16 protein-coding genes are annotated in these 17,555 nt (G+C 62.3%); 10 read left to right on the top strand and 6 right to left on the bottom strand.

Annotated features, from left to right (window positions below):
- Position 1: 1 nt before the first annotated feature.
- The 7 genes from ACO6TG_RS08855 to ACO6TG_RS08825 all read left to right on the top strand — a co-directional run bounded on the left by ACO6TG_RS08855 (position 2) and on the right by ACO6TG_RS08825 (position 7,078).
- Positions 2–1,486, top strand: a complete 1,485-nt coding sequence (locus tag ACO6TG_RS08855; protein WP_422377838.1) for a GMC oxidoreductase — start codon at positions 2–4, stop codon at positions 1,484–1,486.
- Positions 1,483–2,241: a 3-ketoacyl-ACP reductase gene (locus tag ACO6TG_RS08850; protein ID WP_422377837.1), complete on the top strand. Its 759-nt coding sequence runs from the start codon at positions 1,483–1,485 to the stop codon at positions 2,239–2,241. The genes ACO6TG_RS08855 and ACO6TG_RS08850 overlap by 4 nt, the downstream gene beginning before the upstream one ends.
- A gap of 9 nt (positions 2,242–2,250) precedes the next feature.
- Positions 2,251–3,837 carry a GMC family oxidoreductase gene (locus tag ACO6TG_RS08845; protein WP_422377836.1) on the top strand — a complete coding sequence of 529 codons (1,587 nt, stop codon included), beginning with the start codon at positions 2,251–2,253 and terminating at the stop codon, positions 3,835–3,837.
- A gap of 2 nt (positions 3,838–3,839) precedes the next feature.
- Positions 3,840–4,154: a Dabb family protein gene (locus ACO6TG_RS08840; RefSeq protein ID WP_422377835.1), complete on the top strand. Its 315-nt coding sequence runs from the start codon at positions 3,840–3,842 to the stop codon at positions 4,152–4,154.
- A 56-nt stretch (positions 4,155–4,210) separates the two neighbouring features.
- Positions 4,211–5,374 (top strand): dihydrodipicolinate synthase family protein, encoded by a 1,164-nt coding sequence (locus ACO6TG_RS08835; RefSeq protein WP_422377834.1) that lies wholly within the window; start codon positions 4,211–4,213, stop codon positions 5,372–5,374.
- A gap of 18 nt (positions 5,375–5,392) precedes the next feature.
- The gene (locus ACO6TG_RS08830) at positions 5,393–6,406 is read left to right on the top strand and encodes a LacI family DNA-binding transcriptional regulator (protein WP_422377833.1); all 1,014 of its coding nucleotides are present in this window, start codon (positions 5,393–5,395) and stop codon (positions 6,404–6,406) included.
- A 66-nt stretch (positions 6,407–6,472) separates the two neighbouring features.
- Complete coding sequence (locus ACO6TG_RS08825; RefSeq protein ID WP_422377832.1) at positions 6,473–7,078, top strand: HAD family hydrolase; 606 nt, start codon at positions 6,473–6,475, stop codon at positions 7,076–7,078.
- Positions 7,079–7,116: 38 nt separating this feature from the next.
- Here the strand turns inward: ACO6TG_RS08825 and ACO6TG_RS08820 are convergent, their stop codons facing one another.
- The 3 genes from ACO6TG_RS08820 to ACO6TG_RS08810 form a co-directional block, all read right to left on the bottom strand.
- Complete coding sequence (locus tag ACO6TG_RS08820; RefSeq protein ID WP_422377831.1) at positions 7,117–7,908, bottom strand: ATP-binding cassette domain-containing protein; 792 nt, start codon at positions 7,906–7,908, stop codon at positions 7,117–7,119.
- A 1-nt stretch (position 7,909) separates the two neighbouring features.
- On the bottom strand, positions 7,910–9,052 hold the full coding sequence (locus ACO6TG_RS08815; RefSeq protein ID WP_422377830.1) for an ABC transporter permease: 1,143 nt from the start codon (positions 9,050–9,052) through the stop codon (positions 7,910–7,912).
- 186 nt (positions 9,053–9,238) lie between these two features.
- Complete coding sequence (locus ACO6TG_RS08810) at positions 9,239–10,180, bottom strand: sugar ABC transporter substrate-binding protein (protein WP_094074730.1); 942 nt, start codon at positions 10,178–10,180, stop codon at positions 9,239–9,241.
- Positions 10,181–10,351: 171 nt separating this feature from the next.
- Between ACO6TG_RS08810 and ACO6TG_RS08805 the strand changes: the two genes are divergently transcribed.
- Positions 10,352–11,353 carry a LacI family DNA-binding transcriptional regulator gene (locus ACO6TG_RS08805; protein WP_422377829.1) on the top strand — a complete coding sequence of 334 codons (1,002 nt, stop codon included), beginning with the start codon at positions 10,352–10,354 and terminating at the stop codon, positions 11,351–11,353.
- Between the two features lie 25 nt (positions 11,354–11,378).
- Here the strand turns inward: ACO6TG_RS08805 and ACO6TG_RS08800 are convergent, their stop codons facing one another.
- The 3 genes from ACO6TG_RS08800 to ACO6TG_RS08790 are packed head-to-tail and all read right to left on the bottom strand — an operon-like array spanning position 11,379 to position 14,578.
- Positions 11,379–12,518, bottom strand: a complete 1,140-nt coding sequence (locus ACO6TG_RS08800) for a Gfo/Idh/MocA family protein (protein ID WP_422377828.1) — start codon at positions 12,516–12,518, stop codon at positions 11,379–11,381.
- The gene (locus ACO6TG_RS08795) at positions 12,515–13,417 is read right to left on the bottom strand and encodes a TIM barrel protein (protein WP_422377827.1); all 903 of its coding nucleotides are present in this window, start codon (positions 13,415–13,417) and stop codon (positions 12,515–12,517) included. Before ACO6TG_RS08795 ends, ACO6TG_RS08800 begins: the two co-directional genes overlap by 4 nt.
- A gap of 36 nt (positions 13,418–13,453) precedes the next feature.
- The gene (locus ACO6TG_RS08790) at positions 13,454–14,578 is read right to left on the bottom strand and encodes a Gfo/Idh/MocA family protein (protein WP_422377826.1); all 1,125 of its coding nucleotides are present in this window, start codon (positions 14,576–14,578) and stop codon (positions 13,454–13,456) included.
- 115 nt (positions 14,579–14,693) lie between these two features.
- Between ACO6TG_RS08790 and iolD the strand changes: the two genes are divergently transcribed.
- A complete protein-coding gene (gene iolD / locus ACO6TG_RS08785) occupies positions 14,694–16,574 on the top strand; it encodes a 3D-(3,5/4)-trihydroxycyclohexane-1,2-dione acylhydrolase (decyclizing) (protein ID WP_422377825.1) in 1,881 nt (626 codons plus the stop codon).
- Positions 16,528–17,550 carry a 5-dehydro-2-deoxygluconokinase gene (gene iolC, locus ACO6TG_RS08780; RefSeq protein ID WP_422377824.1) on the top strand — a complete coding sequence of 341 codons (1,023 nt, stop codon included), beginning with the start codon at positions 16,528–16,530 and terminating at the stop codon, positions 17,548–17,550. The genes iolD and iolC overlap by 47 nt, the downstream gene beginning before the upstream one ends.
- Positions 17,551–17,555 lie beyond the last annotated feature (5 nt).

The raw sequence follows: 17,555 nt of genomic DNA, 5'->3' as shown, positions 1-17,555 counted from the left end.
CATGAACGACGCGCCGGACATCGTGATCATCGGGAGCGGTATGGGCGGCGCGTCGCTGGCAGCGGGGCTGGCCTCGTCCGGTGCCCGCATCGTCATCCTGGAACGGGGTCACCAGATCCCGGACGATGCCCCGGCGCGCGATCCCTGGCGCATCTACACCAACAGCGCCTTCCGCTCCAACGAGACCTGGCTGGATGAAGACGGCGAGGCCTTCGAACCCGGCAACTACTATAATGTCGGCGGCAATTCGAAACTCTACGGCGCCGTCCTGCTGCGCTATCGGGCCGAGGATTTCAGCGAGCTGGAGCATTTTGACGGGATGTCACCCGCCTGGCCGTTTCCCTATGAGGAGTTGTCGCCCTGGTATGATGCGGCCGAGCAGCTGTTCCAGGTGCGCGGCGATGCGCAGTCCGATGCCACCGAGCCACCGCATGGGCAGCCCTATCCGTTTCCGCCGGTGCCCGATGAAGAAGCGATCCGGGTTGCCAGACGGCGCCTGGAGCGGGTGGGCACGAAGCCCTTCAGCCTGCCGCTCGGTGTCGACATCGACCGCTGGCTCGATGCAGGACAGACTGGCTGGGACGGCTATCCGGACACCCGCTGCGGCAAGATGGACGCAGAAACCTGCCCTTTGAGAACGGCACTGGCCCACGACAATGTCAGTCTGATCACCGGGGCGGAGGTGACAGAGCTGCGTACCGGCTACAAGTCCAGCCGCATCCATGAGGTTCACTACAGGAAGGACGGCGAAGACCATTGCCTGACACCCGGCGTGGTCGCGCTTTGTGCCGGCGCGGTGCAATCGGCGGCGCTGTTGCTGCGCTCCGGTGTGGCCAACCTCTCCGGGTATGTCGGCCGCTGTTTCATGAACCACAACGCGACGGCGATGATTGCCATCGACCCGCGGTTCAGGAACACCGCCGTCTACCAGAAGACCTTCGGCCTGAATGACTGGTATCTGGACGATGGCGAAGACGGCAAACCGCTTGGCAATGTCCAGCTTCTGGGGAGGGTTACGCCGGACATCCTGAAGATCCAGGTGCCGCATCTGCCGAAATTCGCCGCCCGCTGGATTTCCGGTCACGCGCTGGATCTTTATCTGATTTCCGAGGACCTTCCCGACCCCGAAAGCCGGGTCGTCTTGAAGGACGGCAAGATCCAGTTGATCTGGCAACGCTCCAACATGACCGCACACCGGAAACTGGTTGAAAAGACCAGGGAAACGCTGAAGGACGCTGGCTTCCCGGTGGTGCTGTCGCGGCTTTTCGATGGGCGTGTGCCGTCGCATCAGTGCGGAACCGTACGGCTTGGAAACGACCCGGCAACGTCTGTTCTCGGGCCCGATTGCCGGTCCTGGGACAATCCGAACCTGTTTGTCTGCGACGCCGGCGCCCTGCCGACCTCGGCCGCAGTCAATCCGGCGCTGACGGTTGCGGCGCTGGCGCTGCGCACTGCGGAAACGATCAAGAAGGATCTGGCAGCATGACGAAGGTCGCGCTCGTCACGGGCGGTCAAAGAGGTATCGGTCTCGGCATTTGCGAAGCGCTTCTGGCAGCCGGCTACAAGATCGCGCTGATGGCGCAGGTCGCCGAAGATGATCCGGATGTCATCGCGGCCCTGGAACGGCTTGGTGGCGGGGCGGCGTATTACCGGCATGACCTTCAGGACATTGAAGGACACGGCGCCGTTCTGGACCGGGTCGAGCAGGAGCTGGGGCCCATCTCGACCCTTGTTTCGAATGCGGGCGTGCCGGCCAAGATCCGGGGCGACCTCCTTGATCTCCAGGCGGACAGTTTCGATTTTGTCATGGGCATCAATCTGCGTGGAGCCTTTTTCCTGGCGCAGGACGTTGCCCGGCGCATGACCGGCCGTGAAGCAGACAGCTACCGCTCGCTGATCTTCATCACCTCTGTCAGCGCCACCATGGTATCGGTCGAACGCGCGGAATACTGCCTGTCCAAGGCCGGGGCCGCGATGATGGCGGAGCTTTTTGCCGTGCGGCTGGCGCCTCACGGCATCGGGGTGTTCGAGATCCGTCCGGGCATCATCGAAACGCCGATGACCTCGGGTGTGAAAGACAAGTACACCGCGCGCATTGAAGACGGCCTGGTGCCGGCGGCCCGTTGGGGGCAGCCGGAAGATATCGGCCGCGCGGTGGTTCCGCTTGCCGACGGGCAAATGGCCTTTGCCACGGGCACGACCATCAAGGTCGATGGCGGGCTTTCGATCCCACGCCTTTGAGAGAAGACTATGGATACTGGTTTTGACTTCATCATCATCGGTGGCGGCAGTGCAGGCTCCGTCGTGGCGGCGCGGCTGACCGAGAACCCGGACATCAGCGTGCTTCTGCTGGAAGCGGGCGGACGAGACTGGCATCCGTTTTATCACCTGCCGGCCGGCTTTGCGAAAATGACCAAGGGCATCGGTTCCTGGGGCTGGCACACGGTGCCGCAAAAGCACATGAAGGACAGGGTCTTCCGCTATACCCAGGCCAAGGTGATTGGCGGCGGGTCGGCGATCAATGCCCAGATCTATACCCGTGGCAACGCGCTCGACTATGACGAATGGCGTCAACTCGGCTGCGAGGGCTGGGGCTACGAGGACGTGCTGCCCTATTATCGCAAGGCCGAGGACAACGACACCTACGACAACCGCTATCACGGTCAGGGCGGTCCGCTTGGCGTTTCCAAACCCTGTGCGCCGCTGCCGATCTGCGACGCCTATTTCGAGGCGGCGGCCGCGCTCGGGATTCCCAAAAATGAGGACGTGACCGGCGAGAAACAGGATGGTGTCGCCTATTACCAGCTGACCCAGCGCAATGCCCGCCGTTCGTCCGCGGCCATGGCTTACCTGGCGCCGAACCGGAACCGCCCGAACCTGACGGTCCAGACGGGTGCAAACGTGCGCCGGATCCTGGTCGAGAATGGCAAGGCGACCGGGGTGGAGCTGGTTGACGGTCAGAAGCTGACGGCAACATCGGAAGTGATCCTGTCTTCCGGCGCGATCGGGTCGCCAAGACTGCTGCAGCTCTCGGGCATCGGCCCGGCAGACGACTTGAGCGCGCTCGGCATCGACATTGTGCTCGACCAGCCGAATGTCGGTGCGAACCTGCAGGATCACCTTGATCTCTACTGCATCTGCGAGGTCAGCGGCCCTCACACCTATGACCGTTATGCCAAGCCGCACATGTCGGTGGTGGCCGGTCTTCAGTATCTCTTCACGCGCCGGGGACCGGTTTCTTCCAGTCTCTTTGAGACCGGTGGCTTCTGGTATGCGGATCCCGAAGCCCGCTCGCCGGATCTTCAGTTTCATCTGGGGCTTGGAACCGGGATTGAGTCCGGTGTTGCCGCGATGCCCGATGGCGGCGTGACCCTCAATTCCTGCTACCTGCGTCCGCGCTCGCGCGGCACGGTGCGGCTCCGGAGCAGCGATCCGTCGGCCGAACCTCTGATCAATCCGAACTACCTTGAAGATCCGAGGGACCGGGAGATGTCGATCCGGGGGCTCAAGCTGACGCAGGAGATCATGGCGCAGGCGCCGCTGAAACCCTTCATCAAGGCCGAGCGCCTGCCGGGCCCGGACCTGAAGACAGATGAGGACTATTTCAACTTCATCTGCGAACACTCCAAGACCTCTCACCATCCGGCCGGCACGTGCCGCATGGGGGTCGATGACGGTGCCGTCGTCGATCCGCGTCTGAAGTTCAACGGCATCGACAACCTGCGTGTCGTCGACGCGTCCATCATGCCGAACGTGATTTCCTCCAACACCAATGCCGCGGCAATCATGATCGGCGAAAAAGCCTCCGACATGATCCGCGAAGACCTGAAGGCCTGACCATGATCCGTCACATCGTTCTCATCAAATTCAAGCCGGACGTGTCCGAGGACACAATCTCGGGTCTCTTTGCAGAGCTGCGGGATATCGAAAAGCAGGTCTCCGGGATCCGGGACATTACCTCCGGGCGAAGCGAAAGCCCGGAAAAGATCGAACGCGGCTACATGCACGGCTTCGTCGTCGACTTCGAAGACTGGGACGCCCTGGAGCGTTACCAGACCCATCCGGACCACAAGGCGCTTGGCGGCAAGCTCGTCGACAACGCCATCGGTGGTCTCGACGGCATTCTTGTCCTCGATATCCCCGTTGTTGCCTGACCAGCCTTCCTGGCCAGGCTGCCTGACAGGGCCGATCGTCAATTCTGGAGCATCCGATGCTGACCCTTCCGACCTATGACAAAAAGCTGGTGCCCTATCAGCTGACCGGCGAGCCATTGATCCCGCGTGCACCGAAAGTGCCTTTGACACGCACGGCCTTTGCGGCGGCGCATGTGGTCTCCGATCCGCTGGCCGAACGCGACCCGTGGATCGGTTCGCCGGCCGTCGACTGGGACAACACGCTGAAATTCCGCAACTGGCTCTTCGATCAGGGTCTGGGTCTTGCCGAAGCCATGGACACCGCACAGCGGGGCATGGGGGTCGACTGGCCGACGGCAAAGGAGCTTATCGAGCGGACCATGCGGGACGCCAGGGCCCACCCGCTCAAGCCCCGGGTTGCCTGCGGAGCGGGAACCGATCAGAAGCCGCTGTCCGAGCTGAAGACAACGGCCGACATTCTTGCGGCCTATACCGAACAGATGGAAGCGGTCGAGGCGGCCGGCGGGCAGGTGATCCTGATGGCATCGCGTGCCTTTCCGGCGATCAGCGCGGGCGTTGATGACTACGCCTTCGTCTATGGCGAGCTCCTGGAACAGGCCGCGGCTCCGGTGGTGCTGCACTGGCTGGGCGACATGTTCGATCCGGCACTGACAGGCTATTGGGGCGCGCCGGATTTCGCGACGGCGTCCGACGCGGTGCTCGACATCATCATGGCCCACAAGGACAAGGTCGACGGCATCAAGATCTCGCTGCTCAACCAGTCCTACGAGGAGCAATTCCGGGCCCGGCTGCCGGAGGGTGTCCGGCTCTATACCGGCGACGATTTCAACTATGCCGACCTGATTGCAGGCGACGGCGAACACTATTCCCATGCGCTGCTGGGCGCCTTTGCGGCGATTGCCCCTGCCGCCAGCCAGGCCCTTGAAGCCCTGGCAAAAGACGACCTTGAGACCTACCATGGCCTGTTCGCACCGACGGTTCCGCTCAGCCGCGAGATCTTCAAGGCACCGACACAGTTCTACAAGGCAGGCATTGCCTTCCTGGCCTGGCTGAACGGCGCGCAAAGCCACTTCATCATGCCGGCCGGGTTCCAGTCGGCGCGCGAGATCACGCATTATGCGGAGGTTTTTCGGCTTGCGGATCAGGCCCGGGTGTTGTCAAAGCCGGAGATCGCGGTTGAACGGATGAAGCTGCTGCTGAAGCTCCACGGAGTGGACTAGGCACTGCGGGAAGAGGGAATGGGCAAACGACCGACCATACTGGATGTGGCCAAAAAGGCGGGGGTGTCGAAATCCACCGTGTCGCTGGTCCTGCAGAATTCCTCGCTGGTCAAGCAGCAGACCCGTGACCAGGTCACCGAAGCGATGGAAGCGCTCGACTATGTCTATAACCGCTCCGCGGCAGGCCTGCGCGGGGCGGCCTCCGGCCTGATCGGGCTCATCATCAACGATCTGCGCAACCCGTTCTTCACCGAGTTTGCCGCCAGCGCCCAGATGGAATTTGCGCGCAAGGGCTATTCCACGGTCATTGCCAACACCGATGAAGACCCGGAGATCCAGTCCCAGGTGATCGACTCCATGATCGAACACGGGGTCTCGGCTTTCGTGATTTCACCGGCTTATGGAGAGGATGCCGGGGCCTTCGACCGGATCGCGCGTGCAGGCATTCCAACGATGCAGGTCCTGCGGCAGCTGGATGACCGGACCGACCTCTTCCCGTTTGCCTCTCACAACTATGCATCGGGCGGAGAGCTGGCGACCAAACACCTGCTTGACCAGGGCTGCCGCAAGATCGCCTTTGTCGGTGGCCTCCAGGATCGTGCCATCACCAACGAGCGCATGTCGGGCTACCGGGCGGTGATGGCGGCGAATACCCGGCCGGTCCAGATCTTTCATGGCCGCCCGTCGCGCGCCTTCGGCCGGGATATTGCTTTCCGGATAAAACAGGAGCATCCGGATCTCGAAGCCGTCGTCTGCTTCAGCGACCTTGTGGCGCTCGGTCTGATGTCCGGTCTGGCGGAGGCCGGCGTGCGGGTTGGCGAGGATATCAGGATCGTCGGCTTTGATGACATTGAGGAAAGTTCTCTCGTCTATCCGCGTCTGAGTTCTGTCCGGTGCGATTCCAAACGTTTCGGCACCCATGCGGCGGAGGCGATGCTGGCCTGGATAGTCGACGGCAAGCGGCCGCCGGACACGAAACGCTACGAGGTCGAGCTCATCAGGCGTCAGACGAGCCTCGGACTGGATCCCTGAGCAAAAAATCTTGAGGCCTTTTCGCAATCGCGCGCATTTGCCGCCATCCAACTGAAAGACTGCCACGTGCACGACCTGGACACCCGCGTTGGCGCTGCCCGCGCCCTCATCTTTGACTGCGATGGAACTCTGCTGCGCACCCCCGAGCTCTATGCGGCGGGATGGCAGATGGCGTTTCGCACAGTCGGTCAGGAGATGGACCCGGACTGGTATCACCACCGCGCCGGCATGTCGGAACATGTTCTGCTGGATGAATTCGAAGCGGAGTTCGACGTCAGGCTGGATCGGGCCGCTGTTGTTCGGGCCATGCGGCAGGCCGTTCTAGCGCAGATCGAAGAGGTGCAGGAAATTGTCGACGTTGCCGCCGTTGCACGGGCGCATGCCGGGCAGAAACCGATGGCTGTTGCCTCAGGTGGTCCGAAGGCAATCGTTGTGCCCTCGCTGGAAGCGGCGGGCCTGTTGCCTCTGTTTGACTGTGTGGTGACGATCGAGGATGTAGCCCACGCCAAACCCGCGCCGGATCTGTTTCTGGAGGCCGCGGCCCGTCTGAAGACACCCGCAGGGACCTGTCTCGTTTTCGAGGACAGCCGCCAGGGACTGGAAGCAGCCGGGCGTGCGGGAATGGACGTGATTGACGTGAATGCGCTGATTGCCCCGCGCTTGATCTCTTGACCAGCGCGGGGCCTTTGGGCCCGGATCAGACTGTCCCGTCAGATTGTCCCGCCGAGGGAGCCTTCGAGTTCTGCGAGTTCCTGTCCGCCGGCCATGAGGTCCTGGAGTTCCTCTGCCTTGATCTCGCCGCGGGTGGCGGTGCCGAGGGTCTTGCCGCGGTTTAGCACGGTGAAACGGTCGCCGACAGCCATGGCATGGCGGACATTGTGGGTGATGAAGACCACGCCGATGCCCTTCTTGCGCACCTTGTCGACGGTCGCCAGGACGTTTGAGGTCTGGCGGACGCCAAGGGCAGAGGTCGGCTCGTCGAGGATCAGCACCTTGGCCCCGAAATAGACCGCGCGGGAGATGGCCACCGTCTGGCGCTCGCCGCCCGACAGCGTGCCGACCGCCTGGTCGGGCGAGCGCAGATGAATGCCCATCCTGGCCATCTCGCTCATGGTGACCTCGTTGGCCCTGGCAAAGTCGAAGAACTTGAACGGGCCGAAGCTCTTCTGCGGCTCGCGCCCCATCCAGAAGTTCCGCGTCACCGACATCAGCGGGATCATGGCCAGATCCTGATAGACGGTGGCAATGCCGGCATTCATGGCATCGCGCGGGCTGGAGAAGTTGACCTCCTTGCCCTCGATCAGGATCTTGCCTTTCGTCGGCTTGTGAACGCCGGACATGGTCTTGATGAAGGTGGACTTGCCGGCGCCGTTGTCGCCCAGAAGGCAGTGGCATTCGCCCGGCTTGACGGACACGGTGACGCCGTTGAGCGCGATCACCGGACCGAAGTGCTTCTCGATATCGACGAGTTCGATCAATGCAGGAGTGTTGGTATCAGGCATCTCAGCGTTCTCCCGTGATCATGCGGCGAATGTAGGTGTTGAGGATCACGGCGAGCAGCAGGATCACACCGAGGAAGACGCGGAAGAGCGAGCTTTCCACCCCGGCAAAGAACAGGCCCTGCTGGACGACGCCGAAGACGAGAGCGCCGAGGGCGGCCCCGATGACCGAGCCGTAGCCTCCGGTCAGAAGCGCCCCGCCAATGACCACGGAGATGATCGCCTCAAACTCCTTCAGAAGACCGCGGTCGGCAGCCGCCGATCCGAATTCCATCACCTGGCAGGTGGCGAAGACGGTGGCGCAGAAGGCAGAGAACATGAACATCAGAACCTTCACCCGGTTGACCGGAACGCCGACATAGCGGGCGGCCTGGGCATCGCCGCCGGAGGCGAAGATCCAGTTGCCGAAGCGGGTGCGGGTCAGGAGGAAGTGGCCGAAGACGATCAGGATGATGGCCCAGATCATGAGCATGGGAATGCCCTCGACCACGGGCTGACCGGCCTTGGGACCGGCCACGAACTTGCCGACGACGCCCAGATCGGCGAGCCAGACAAAGAGGCCGTTGAAGACCTTGCCGCCGAAGAGCCAGGCGATGGGATCGCCCTCGGCAGCATCCTTGACGCCGCCGATGATGGTTTTGCGGGTGGTGGCGATGGCGGTGAAGATGGTCAGGCCGCGCAGGATGTAGAGAAAGGCGAGGGTGACGATGAAGGAGGGCAGGCCGGTCTTGATGACGAGATAGCCGTTGAGGGCGCCGATGGTGAGCGCCAGGAGGAAGGCGACGACGATGGCGAACCAGACGGGGTATCCCCATTGCACGGAGATGAGGGCAATGACGATGCCGGAAAAGCCGATCATGGAACCGACGGAGAGGTCGAACTCGCCGGCTATCATGAGGAGACAGGCGCCGACGGCGATGATGGCGAACTGGGCGGCGACGGTGCCCCAGTTGATGATGCCTTCGGGGGCGAACATGCCGCTGTCGCGGGCAATGGCGACGAAGAACATGAAGACCAGGATGGTGCCGCAGATGGCACCGAGTTCGGGTCGGATCAACGCCTTGCGGAGCGCCGACATCTCGCGGACGCGTTCGTCCTTTTCGGGCGCGGCCGGATCTGGCGCTGATGGCGTCTGTGTCTCAGACATGAGGTTCCTCCTGCGGTCCGGTCAGCCGGCCGCCTTGACTGCTGCGGCCCGGCCGCTTGGTGTGTTCCGGATAGGGGCGCTCGACCGCGGGCATCTGCCCAAAGGAGCGCGGGTCGTTTCAAAAAAGGAGAGGCAGCGAGCCGCCTCTCCAAGGTTCGAGGGGAGATAAGACCGATTGGTTCGGGATTAGCGGTATTCGCCCGCGTATTCCTCAACCTTGGCCAGGGCGTCCTTGGTGATGAAGCCCGGTCCGGAGTTGATGTTGTTGCCCGGCAGCACACCGAAGCGCTGGTAGTTGGCCAGAACGATCACCGGCAGGTAGGCCTGCAGGAACGGCTGCTGGTCGATGCCCCACTGGATGGTGCCGTCCTTGATGCCTTTCACGATCTCGGTTCCGAGGTCAAAGGTGCCGAAATAGATGTCGCCGGCCTTGCCGATTTCCTGCAGTGCGCCGATGGTCGGGTCTGCGGAAGTCGGGCCGAGTGTCAGGACGGCTTCGGTGTCCGGATTGGCGGCCAGATAGGCTTTCACCTTGTTCTTGATTTCGGCCGGATCCTGGCCGCTGTCGATCATGCTGTCGCCGAGTTCAACGCCGAGACCGTCGGCAAATCCGCGGCAGCGCTCGCCAACCACAGGGTTGGAGACGACGTGGTTCACACACAGGAAGGAGCCGACGCCGTCGCGCTTGGCGCGCTGACCGGCGGCAAGACCTGCGTCATATTCCGGCTGACCCACATACATCAGCGCGCCGACATCGGCGGCCTGTTCCGGGGTGCCGGAATTGATGATGATCACAGGAATGCCCTTGGCAACCGCGTTCTGGATCGGGCCGGAGAGGACGTCCGGATCGGCCAGTGTGGTGATGATGCCGTCCGGATTGGAGGCGGCGGTCTGCTCGATGATGCGGGCCATGTCGGCAATGTCGCCTGTCGGCGGGTTGCGATACTCGACTTCGGCGCCAACCTGTTCGCCGGCAAGCGCCAGTCCGTTCTTGATTGTGTTCCACCAGCTGTCGCTGTCGGGCGCGTGGCTGACAAGGACGAAACGCTCGCCGTCCGCAAGCGCAGGAGCCGTCAGGCCGGTGAACGCAACGGCTGCTGCCGCCATCGCGATAAGTGTCTTCTTCATGAATTCCTCCCAAATAACCTGGCACCTGTTCCGGCGTATCCTGCCGGTGAGCCGTGCCTTCCTCCAGACAAACACAACGTCGCGTTAATTGCAACCGGTTGCAAAAAATTTGACGTCAAAAGACGTTCGTGTAGTTTCGGGCGAAAGGATGTCAGTGGCTGGAAAGAAAACTTGGCTGTCACATTAAAGGAAGTTGCGGAGCTTGCGGGTGTGTCCCGGTCGGCCGTGTCGAGAACCTTCACAGATGGGGCAAGCGTCTCCGCGCGCACCCGGGAGAAGGTGGAGAAGGCTGCCAAGGCGCTTGGATACCGGCCGTCGCTGATCGCCCGCAGCCTGGCCACCAATCGCACCAAGCTGATCGGACTAGTCGCCAACAATTTCCAGAACCCGGCCTTTCTGGATGTGTTCGATCTCTTCACCAGTGAGCTGCAGGAGCGGGGGCTGCGGCCGCTTCTGGTCAACCTGTCGGACGAGACGTCGCCCAAGGAATTTGTCGAATTGCTGCGGCAGTACAATGTCGATGGCGTGATTGTAGCGACTTCGACCTTGCCGACCAGCTTTGCCGGCGCCTTCCAGACAGCAGGTATCCCCGTGATCCATACGTTCGGCAAGTATCAGGCCAATGCGCAGGTGCACGTGGTCGGGATCGACAACGAGAATTGCGGCGCCATGGCCGCCGAGACCTTTTATGGGCGCGGATACCGCAAGGTGGCACTGCTGGGCGGTCCGGAAACCGCGACATCGACCCAGGACAGGGTCACCGGATTTGAGCGCCGGTCGTCCCAACTCGGTCTTGATGTCACGTCCATTCGCTACGCAGAGAATTACACCTACCGGGCCGGACGGGAGGCCATGGCAACCGTACTGGCAGAGGACGATGTCGAGGCAATCTTCTGCGGCGATGATCTGATCTGCATGGGGGCAATGGATGCCGCACGTGCCGACGGTAAACGCATCCCGGAGGATATCGGCTTTCTCGGCTTCAACGATATCGCGATGGCGGGATGGGACGCCTATGCCCTGACGACCATAAGGCAGCCGATCCGGGACATCATCATGAGCGCGGTCGAGCTGGTGGTGGGCATGGTGGAGAACCCGTCCCGCAGCCCTGAAATCCGGCTGTTTCCCTGTTCGGTGGTCGAGCGCGGATCCTTGCGCCCGGCCACCGATTGAAGAATTTTGACTTGAGTATTGGGTGCTAGAGGGTGGTCCAGCGACCGTCCGATTTGGCCGAACTGGCCGCTGCCTCAATTGCACGCATCGACCAGAGACCATCTTCCGCAGTCGGGAAGTCGAGTGCGAGAGGATCCGGAGCCGTGCCCGCCTTGCGCGCCCTCAGAACATCGGCAAGATCATGATAGATATTGGCAAAGGCCACCGGCATGCCTTCGGCGTGACCGATCGGTATGCGGGAGGCGCGGGCCGCGGCGGGCGACAGGTCGCCGTCGCCGCGTTCCAGCGTCTGCGTGCGGCCGTTCAGCGGTGTCCAGAGCAGCTGCTCCGGATGCTGCTGCTGCCAGGAGAGGCCGCCCTTCTCGCCAAAGACCTGCAAGGTCAGGCCGTGCATGCGTCCAACGGCAATCGCGCTTGTCCACAGACGGCACAGGGCGCCGTCCGACAGGCGGATGTTGATCATCGCATCGTCTTCCAGCTGCCGGTCACCCACGAGAGAGGCGAAATGCGCGGACAGCGCTGCAGGTGCCTGCCCGGACACAAAACAGGCCATGTGGAAGGCATGGATGCCGGCATCTGCGAACACCGCTGACGCACCGGCCTGTGCCGGGTCGTAGCGCCAGCGAACGCGCGGGTTGTCGGCTTCTTCGGCATCGGCATGAAACCCGTGGGCGAACTCCGCCTTGATCAGCCTGATCTTGCCAAGCTCGCCGCCGGTGATCATGGCGCGCATCTGGCGGACCAGCGGGTAGCCGCTGTAGCCGTAATTGACTGCACAGACCTTGCCGGTATCGCGCATGATCACAACGATCTCTTCCGCCTCGGCGGCCGTCATGGTCAGCGGTTTTTCACACAGGACGTCAAAGCCGGCCTCCAGAAAAGCACGGGTGATTTCATAATGCGTGGCGTTGGGGGTCGCGACTGTCACCAGATCCAGCCTGTCGTCGCGATCACGTTCACCTGCCAGCATGTCCTGCCAGTTGCCATAGGCGCGATCCGGGGCAATGCCCAGTTCGATCGCATAGTCCTTGCCCCGTTCCGCGTCGGCGTCGAGAGCACCGGCGGCAAGGCGGAAGTGGCCGTCCAGGCCGGCGCTGATGCGATGGGTCGGGCCGATCTGCGAGCCGCGCCCGCCACCGATCATGCCCCAGTTCAATTTGCTCATGCTGATGCCTCAAAGCCGATGGAGTGCAGATAGGAACGGTTTTCCCTGGCGTCGTCGAGCGGGGACTGCGCCATTTCCGGATCGCAATCCTGTTCCACCGTACACCAGCCGGAAAAACCTGCGGTCTCAAGCCGGGCTTTCACGGCCGGAAAATCCACGGCGCCCCTGCCGAGATTGCAGAAGATGCCGTCGCCGCAGGCCTCGTAGAAATCGGTGCGGTTGGCAACGACACTGGCGCGGACTTGCGGGTCGATATCCTTGAAATGCATGTAGGAAATCCGCTCCATATGCCGGTCCATGAAGGCGACCGGGTCAAAACCCGCGTAAAGGCTGTGGCCGGTGTCGAGGCAGATCTTGAGGATGCTCTCGTCGACCTCGGCCAGCAACCGCTCGACCTCGTCCTCAAAATCCATGAAACCGGCGGCATGAGGATGGATGGCAGCTTTCAGGCCATAGTCGTCCCGTGCCATCTTCGCAATGTCGCGGATCCGGTCCCGGAAGACGGTCCATTCCGCCTCGCTCATCTTTTCCGCTTCCTCCGGACGTCCGGCGGTGGGGGCGCGCCTCGGCGAGATGGAATCGATCAGCACCAGGTGTTCCGCGCCATGGGCCTTGAGCGCGGCGCAGGTGCGCACGGCACCGTCCTTGACGTCGTCCCACTTGGCCGGATCGTGAAACGGGCGGAAGACAACGCCGCCGATCAGTTCCAGGCTGCGTGCAGCCAGGGCATCGCCTAGCTCAGAAGGGTCTTCCGGCATGAAGCCGACCGGGCCCAGTTCGATGCCGCGATAGCCTGCGTCCCGGCATTGGTCGAGCACGGTCTGCCAGGCGGGGTTGCGCGGGTCGTCCGCAAATTCGACGCCCCAGGAGCAGGGCGCGTTGCCAATCTTGATGGTCATGTTCGTTTTCCAGAGAAGGTCCGGACGGTGGGCCGTCTAGACGTTTTGCAGGTCGATCCAGCTCTTGCTGTCGTTGGATTGCCAGGCCGCTTCGACGACCTGGTTGACATAAAGGCCGTCCGCAAAGGTCGGCCAGAGATTTTCGCCCGTCTCGATCGCCGTCAGGAAATCTTTGGCTTCGATGATGATCTGGTCCTGGTAGCCGGTGCCATGGCCAGGTCCGAGGCAGAAATTGACGTAGTCCGGATGGTGCGGGCCGGTCAGGATTTTCTTGAACCCCTCGCGCGCCACGGGTTGTCCGCCTTCGTAGAGCCAGAGCGCGTTCTGGTCTTCCTGGTCGAAGCGGATGGCGCCCTTGGTGCCGAATATCTCGTAGGCATAGCCCATCTTGCGGCCAAACGCGGTGCGGCTGACATAGAACGAGCCGAGCGCGCCGGACTGGAAGCGGCACATGATCTGGGCGTGATCGTCATTGGTGACGGTCTGCATCTGTCCGTTGGCATCCGGGCGTTCTTTCACCACCGTTTCAATTTCCGCAAGCACCCGCTCCATCGGGCCGGCCAGAGCCTGGGAGGCATTGATGATATGCGGTGAGAGATCCCCCATCGTGCCGTTGGCGCGGCCCTGTGTGCGCCAGGTCGCGGGAATCAACGGATCTGCAAAGAAATCTTCCGTGTGTTCGCCGCGAATATAGCTGATCTCGCCGATCTCACCGGCCTCGATGATCTCCCGGGCGAGCTGTGAGGCCGGTGTCCGGATGTAGTTGAAACCGACCATGTTGATGCAGCCCGCAGCCTCTGCGGCACGGGTCATGGCCCGGCTGTCGGTGAGGTCGCGGCCAAGCGGTTTTTCGCAAAAGACCGGCTTGCCGAGCTCAAAGGCGGCGGTGGCAATGTCCAGATGCGTCTTTTGCGGTGAGGCAATCACAATGGCTTCCACATCCGGATTGCGAACGAGGTCCCGCCAGTTGGCCGTGGAGGACTTGAAGCCCAGTTCCGCGGCCTTTCGAATGGCGCCTTCCGGCGTGGTCGTGCAGACCATCTCCAGGGAGGGGCGCAGCTTCGTATCGAAGACCGCGCCGACAGCCTGCATGGCGACAGCATGGGCCTTGCCCATGTAGCCACCGCCGACAATGCCGACGCCAAGTTTGCGTGTTTCCATCCCGTTTTGATCCATTTTTTGCAACCGCTTGCAAAAAGCATAAACACCCATTAGCTTGCCCAGTCAAGGGCTCCAGAAGCCATATAAATTTGTTTTCCGGGAGGAATAGAGGCTCATGGCCGCAAAGACGCTTCGCCTGACGATGGCTCAGGCGCTTGTCCGCTATCTGGCTGCACAATATGTCGACGTGAAGGGCGAACGGGTGCGCTTGTGCGCCGGTGGGTTCGGCATCTTCGGTCATGGCAACGTGACCTGTCTCGGCGAGGCACTTTACGAAAACCGCGACGCTCTGCCGCTCTGGCGCGGTCAGAACGAGCAGTCCATGGCGATGGCCGCCGTCGGCTACGCCAAGCAGCAGTTGCGTCGCCGCTTCATGTTCGCAACCTCGTCTGCCGGGCCTGGAACGACCAACATGCTGACTTCGGCCGGCATTGCTCATACCAACCGTTTGCCGCTCCTGATGCTGGCCGGTGATGCCTTTGTCACCCGTCTGCCGGATCCGGTGTTGCAACAGGTGGAGCACCCGGGCAATCCGGGACTCTCCGTAAATGACGCCTTCAAGAGCGTTTCGCGCTACTGGGACCGGATCACGCATCCGGCGCAGCTGCTGCAGTCTCTACCGGCAGCGATCAGCACGCTGATCGACCCGGCCGATTGCGGGCCTGTTTTCCTTGGCCTGCCGCAGGACGTTCAGGGTTGGGCGTATGACTATCCGGAAGCCTTCTTCGAACCGAAGGTCCATCACCTGCGCCGCCAAACACCGGACGAACGGGAACTGGCCGCAGCCGCTCAAATGCTGAAAGGGGCGGAGCGGCCGCTGATCATTGCCGGCGGCGGGGTGCAATACTCGCTGGCGACCGAGGAGCTGAACGCCTTTGCCCACAAACACCAGATCCCGGTCGTGGAAACCATCGCCGGACGGGCCAATCTGGTTTTTTCCGATGAGCTCAATTGCGGTCCGATTGGCGTGACCGGCTCCAATTCGGCCAATGCCCTGGCGGGCGAAGCAGATGTCGTTCTGGCGGTCGGTACACGGCTTCAGGACTTTACCACCGGATCCTGGACCGTCTTTGCACCCGAAGCCCGCATCGTTGCGCTGAATGTCGGTCGCCATGACGCGGGCAAGCACATGGCGCAGCCGGTGGTGGGAGACGCCAAACTGTCCCTGCCGCTCCTTTCCGATGCGCTTGATGGTCTGACGGCCACCGCGTCCTGGCGCGAGAAAGCCGCCTCGGAACGCGCTGCCTGGAATGCCTATGTCGATGACAATATTTCGCCGACAGCAGGCGACGGCAGCAACAGGCCGATGTCCTATGCCCAGGTGATCGGGGCCGTGAACGAGGTCTGCGATCCGGACGACAGAGTGGTTGCGGCGGCCGGCGGCCTGCCTGCGGAGGTCACGGCGAACTGGCGGACAAAGTCGCTTGGCTCGGTGGACGTTGAATTCGGCTTTTCCTGCATGGGGTATGAGATCTCGGGGGGCTGGGGCGCACGGCTTGGCCACCAGGAAGATCACGCGGACAAGGACACGATCGTCTTTGTCGGCGACGGATCCTATCTCCTGATGAACTCCGACATCTATTCTTCGGTCCTGTCAGGCGCGAAGATGATCATCGTGGTCTGCGACAATGGCGGTTTTGCCGTCATCAACAAGCTGCAGAACAACACGGGCAACGAGTCCTACAACAACCTGATTGCCGATTGCCGCCTGGCGGTCGAGCCATTTGCCGTGGACTTCGAGGCGCACGCCCGGTCCATGGGAGCCAATGCGGAGACTGTCTATTCGATCGAGGGCCTGAAAGAGGCGTTTGGCCGGGCAAAACAGTCGGACCGGACCTATGTGATTTCGATGAAGGTCGATGCCTTCGAAGGCTGGACACAGGAGGGTCATTCCTGGTGGGAAGTCGGCACGCCGGAGGTCTCCAACAGTCCACGCGTCAAGCAGGCGCATGAGGACTGGGAAGCCGGGCGTTCTGCCCAGCGAAAAGGCGTCTGACATGCCGGCCGGCCTGACATCGCGGTCCCGCTTTCTGGTTCTCGGACGTGCCGGGATGGATCTTTATGCGCATCCACCCGGTGCGACCGCGGAAACCGCGAGCCACTTCGCAACGGCACTTGGCGGCTCTTCGGGCAACATTGCCGCCGGGCTTGCGCGGCAGGGCCTTGCCGTCAGCATGCTGACCTGTGTCTCGGACGACAGCGTCGGCCGTTTCGTGCGGCGTGAGCTGGAGGCCTATGGCGTTGATACAAGTCACGTGAAGTTACTTGTCGACGGGTCGCGCACGTCTCTGGCAATTACGGAGACCCGCATTGAGGACACGCAGAACACGCTTTACCGGAACAACGCGTCCGACCTTCTGATGGATGAGGCACAGGTCGCCGAAGTCGACTTCGAAGATTTCGACGCGCTGGTCGTTACCGGAACGGCGCTCGCCGCTCATCCGTCTCGTCAGGCAACGCTGAGAGCGATGGAGCATGCCCGGGCGGCCGGCGGCTATGTTGTCCTTGATCTTGATTACCGGCCCTATTCCTGGCCCAGCAGTCTCGAGGCCGCCGAAACCTATCGGGCCGCCATCGAAGCCGCTGATCTCGTTGTCGGCAATGACGACGAATTTGCCGTGGTTGCCGATGGCACCCATGAGGCGGGCCGCGTTCTGGCGGAACAGCTCGGCCGTGAGGACATGACCATCGTTTACAAGATGGGCGAGAAGGGCTCGGTGGTGTTTTCCGAGACGGAAACCTTCGAGACGGGCATTTTTCCGGTGACTGCGATCAAGCCGATGGGGGCGGGCGACGCTTTCATGGCGTTGCTGCTTGCATCGCTCGCGGCGGGACATTCCATGCGCGAAGCGGTGCGGCGCGGGTCGGCGGCTGCCGCGATGGTGGTGTCGACCTTCGGCTGCGCACCGGCCATGCCGACGCCATCAGATCTTGAAACCTTTTTGAACGCTCACAGCGCCCCGCAATCTTGAGGAGA

The organism is Roseibium sp. (assembly GCF_965233565.1).
Taxonomy (GTDB): domain Bacteria; phylum Pseudomonadota; class Alphaproteobacteria; order Rhizobiales; family Stappiaceae; genus Roseibium.
The sequence above is the reverse complement of the archived record's forward strand: the minus strand, read 5'-3'. Positions and strand labels throughout refer to the sequence as shown.

What these genes read in the sequence shown, in the direction of transcription:
- ACO6TG_RS08855 (WP_422377838.1), top strand. Translation starts at nt 2, where the DNA reads ATGAACGACGCGCCGGACATCGTGATCATCGGGAGCGGTATGGGCGGC.
- ACO6TG_RS08850 (WP_422377837.1), top strand. Translation starts at nt 1,483, where the DNA reads ATGACGAAGGTCGCGCTCGTCACGGGCGGTCAAAGAGGTATCGGTCTC.
- ACO6TG_RS08845 (WP_422377836.1), top strand. Translation starts at nt 2,251, where the DNA reads ATGGATACTGGTTTTGACTTCATCATCATCGGTGGCGGCAGTGCAGGC.
- ACO6TG_RS08840 (WP_422377835.1), top strand. Translation starts at nt 3,840, where the DNA reads ATGATCCGTCACATCGTTCTCATCAAATTCAAGCCGGACGTGTCCGAG.
- ACO6TG_RS08835 (WP_422377834.1), top strand. Translation starts at nt 4,211, where the DNA reads ATGCTGACCCTTCCGACCTATGACAAAAAGCTGGTGCCCTATCAGCTG.
- ACO6TG_RS08830 (WP_422377833.1), top strand. Translation starts at nt 5,393, where the DNA reads ATGGGCAAACGACCGACCATACTGGATGTGGCCAAAAAGGCGGGGGTG.
- ACO6TG_RS08820 (WP_422377831.1), bottom strand. Translation starts at nt 7,908, where the DNA reads ATGCCTGATACCAACACTCCTGCATTGATCGAACTCGTCGATATCGAG.
- ACO6TG_RS08815 (WP_422377830.1), bottom strand. Translation starts at nt 9,052, where the DNA reads ATGTCTGAGACACAGACGCCATCAGCGCCAGATCCGGCCGCGCCCGAA.
- ACO6TG_RS08810 (WP_094074730.1), bottom strand. Translation starts at nt 10,180, where the DNA reads ATGAAGAAGACACTTATCGCGATGGCGGCAGCAGCCGTTGCGTTCACC.
- ACO6TG_RS08800 (WP_422377828.1), bottom strand. Translation starts at nt 12,518, where the DNA reads ATGAGCAAATTGAACTGGGGCATGATCGGTGGCGGGCGCGGCTCGCAG.
- ACO6TG_RS08795 (WP_422377827.1), bottom strand. Translation starts at nt 13,417, where the DNA reads ATGACCATCAAGATTGGCAACGCGCCCTGCTCCTGGGGCGTCGAATTT.
- ACO6TG_RS08790 (WP_422377826.1), bottom strand. Translation starts at nt 14,578, where the DNA reads ATGGAAACACGCAAACTTGGCGTCGGCATTGTCGGCGGTGGCTACATG.
- iolD (WP_422377825.1), top strand. Translation starts at nt 14,694, where the DNA reads ATGGCCGCAAAGACGCTTCGCCTGACGATGGCTCAGGCGCTTGTCCGC.
- iolC (WP_422377824.1), top strand. Translation starts at nt 16,528, where the DNA reads ATGAGGACTGGGAAGCCGGGCGTTCTGCCCAGCGAAAAGGCGTCTGAC.